This is a genomic window from Bacillus cereus group sp. BfR-BA-01524 (genome assembly GCF_022662595.1).
In the GTDB taxonomy this organism is placed as follows: domain Bacteria; phylum Bacillota; class Bacilli; order Bacillales; family Bacillaceae_G; genus Bacillus_A; species Bacillus_A thuringiensis_S.
Window position 1 is genome coordinate 1 of the sequence record NZ_JAKUDW010000196.1, and the last position, 3289, is coordinate 3289.

The following is a 3289-nucleotide window of genomic DNA, read 5'->3' on the forward strand; positions in this document are numbered from 1 at the left end:
TCCTCTGGTTTCACTTCTGGTTCCTTCGGGTCTTTCGGATCTTCCGGTTTCACTTCTGGTTCCTTCGGGTCTTTCAGATCCTCTGGTTTCACTTCTGGCTCCTTCGGGTCTTTCGGATCCTCCGGTTTCACTTCTGGGTCCTTCGGGTCTTTCGGATCCTCTGGTTTCACTTCTGGTTCCTTCGGGTCTTTCGGATCCTCCGGTTTCACTTCTGGTTCCTTCGGGTCTTTCGGTATCTTAAAATCTTCTTTTGTTTTCGGTAAAATTGTAACTGTAGGCTCAAGTGGTGGATTTATTCTATCGTCCACTACTGCTTTATTTGTTATCCCTTTACTTGGTGCTGCTTTTACCTTCGCTTTAAAAATAATACTACGTTCTTTCGTATCTGTAATTTCTAGATACTTCGCTATTACTTTTCCAAACTCCATTTTTAACTCTACTGGATTTGGCTCAGCCCCTTCAAATCTAATGCTATCTTGCACGTACTCTAAACCGGCTGGAATTTCATCTTCTACCTTTACCTCAGCTAATTTTCCGTTTTCTACCGTATTTTCAAAGCTAATTCGGTATTCGATTTCTTCTCCTAGCTTCGGTTCTTTATTACTTACTGTCTTCGTTGCTTTTAACTTACCAGCTTTATATTCTGGCTTTATTGTCGCTGTCGGTTCCATAACTGGATGATTTGGGTCATCTACGTGAATAATCGCTTTATTTGTTATTTCCTCTCCAACTTTTACTGATTCTTTTACCCTTACTTTAAAGATGATACTTCTTTCTTTCGTATCCGTAATTTCTGGATACTTCACTGTTACTGTTACTTTTCCATTCTCAACTTTAAGTTCTGTTGGTACAGGCTTATCACCTACGGCCTTCAGACTATCTTTCACATACTCTAAACCAGACGGAATTTCATCTTCAATCTTTACATCAACTAACTTTCCGCCATCTACTGTGCCGTTAAAAGTAATTCGATATTCGATTTCTTCCCCTAGCTTTGGTTCATGATTACTTACTTCTTTCCTTGCCTCTAGTTTCCCATCTTTATATTGCGGTGTAATTGGTATAAGTGACTCAACTGGTGGATTTGTCGGATTATTATCATCCACAACCGCCTTGTTTATAATTTCTTTTCCCACTTGTACCGTTTCTTGTACTTTCACTTTAAAGATGATACTTCTTTTTTTCGTATCCGTAATTTCTGGATACTTTGCTGTTACTTTTCCATTCTCAACTTTAAGTTCTACTGGATTTGGTTCCGGCCCATCAGACTTTATACTATCCTGTACGTATTCTAAACCGGCTGGAATTTTATCTTCTACTTTTACCTCAGTTAGTTTTCCGTTTTCTACCGTATTTTCAAAACTAATTCGATATTCTACTTCTTCTCCTAACTTCGGTTCATGGTTGCTTACTGTTTTTTCTGCTTGTAATGCACCAGCTTTATATTGAGGCTGTATAGCGACATTCGGTTTCTCTGGTGGATTTATAGTATCTTCCACAACCGCCGTATTCACAATCGCTTCGCCAATTTTAGCTTTTTCTTTCACTTTTACTTTAAAGACGATGCTTCTTTCTTTCATATCCGTAATTTCTGGATATTCTGCGAGTACTGTGCCGTTTTTCAATTTTACATGCAACGGTTTTGGATTATCCCCCTCAGCTCTTTCGCTACCTTCTACAAACTCTAAACTGTTTGGTAATTCATCCTTAATTTTCACCTTCGCTAATTTTCCGTGCTCAACTACGTTACGGAACGTAATTCGATACTCTACTTCTTCTCCTAATTTTTGAGCTGGGTTATTTACTGTTTTCTCCGCTTTTATTTTTCCATTCTTATACTCTGGTGTAATAATCGCTTCTGGTTTTTGCGGAGGATTCTTTGGATTATCATCATCCACAATTGCCGTATTCACGATTTTCTTACCGACTTTTACTGCTTCCGTTACTTTTACCTTAAAGCTAATACCCCGCTCAGCTGTATCAGTAATATTTTCATACTTCGCTGTAATTTTTCCAGCTTCTTCTTTTAGCTCTACTGGATTCGGTTCATTACCTTCTGCTTTTAAACTGTCCTTTACATACTCTAATCCATTTGGTAGTTGATCCTCGATTTTCATCTCGGCTAACTTTCCGTTTTCTACCGTATTTTTAAAACTAATTCGGTACTCTACTTCTTCTCCTAGCTTTGGATCTTTTTTGCTTACCTTTTTATCAGCTTTAAATTTACCAGCTTTATGCTGCGGTGTAATATCTACTTCCGGTCGCTCTGGTGGATTTTTTGTATCATCAACAATTGCTTTATTTACAATTGCTTTGTCCACTTCAACAGAATCTTTCACCTTCACTTTAAAGATAATACTTCTTTCTTTCATGTCAGTGATATTTTCATACTTCGCACTAACCTTACCAGCTTCTTCTTTCAACTCTACTGGGGCTGGCTTATCACCTTCTGCTTTTAGACTATTTTTCACATACTCTAAACCAGACGGAATTTCATCCTCAATTTTCAACTCTGCCAGTTGTCCATCTTTCACCGTATTATTAAATGAAATTCGGTATTCGATTTCTTCCCCTAGCTTCGGTTTATGATTATTCACCTTTTTATGAGCAGCAATTTTACCGTCTTTATATTGCGGTGTAATTTTCGCTGTCGGTTCAGTTATAGGGTGGTTCGGATCATCAACATGGATAATTGCCTTATTTGTAATGTCCTTCCCTATTGCAACTGAATCTTTCACCTTCACTTTAAAGACGATACTTCTTTCTTTCGTATCCATAATCTCTGAATACTTTGCCATTACCTTACCATTTTCTACTTTCAACTCCACCGGTTTTGGCTCTTCACCTTCAGCCTTTTCGCTTCCTTCTACAAACTCTAATCCAGCTGGAATTTCATCTTCTATTTTTACCTCTGCTAGTTTTCCATCTTTCACCGTATTATTAAAAATAATTCGATATTCGATTTCCTCACCTAACTTCGGTTCATGATTACTTACTTCTTTTCTCGCCTCAATTTTTCCATCTTTATATTGTGGTGTAATCGGTACATAAGGCTCTTCTGGCAAATTCTTTGTATCATCTACAATTGCCTTATTTACGATTTCTTCGCCCACTTTTACGCTTTCTTTTACCTTCGCTTTAAAGACAATGCTTCTTTCCTCTGTATCTGTAATTTCTAGATACTTTGCCATTACCTTATTATTTTTCACCTGTAGCTCTACTGGTTTCGGTTTAGAACCTTCTGCTGTGATGCTGCCTTCTACATACTCTAAACCATTTGGTAATGCAT

The 3289-nt window shown here is 37.7% G+C and carries 1 protein-coding gene; it reads right to left on the reverse strand.

Features of this window, described 5'->3' with window-relative positions; all coding sequences use genetic code 11:
• Nucleotides 1-3289, reverse strand: a 3289-nt coding sequence (locus MR170_RS30160) for an isopeptide-forming domain-containing fimbrial protein (RefSeq protein WP_242310555.1), incomplete at both ends; no start/stop codon positions are given.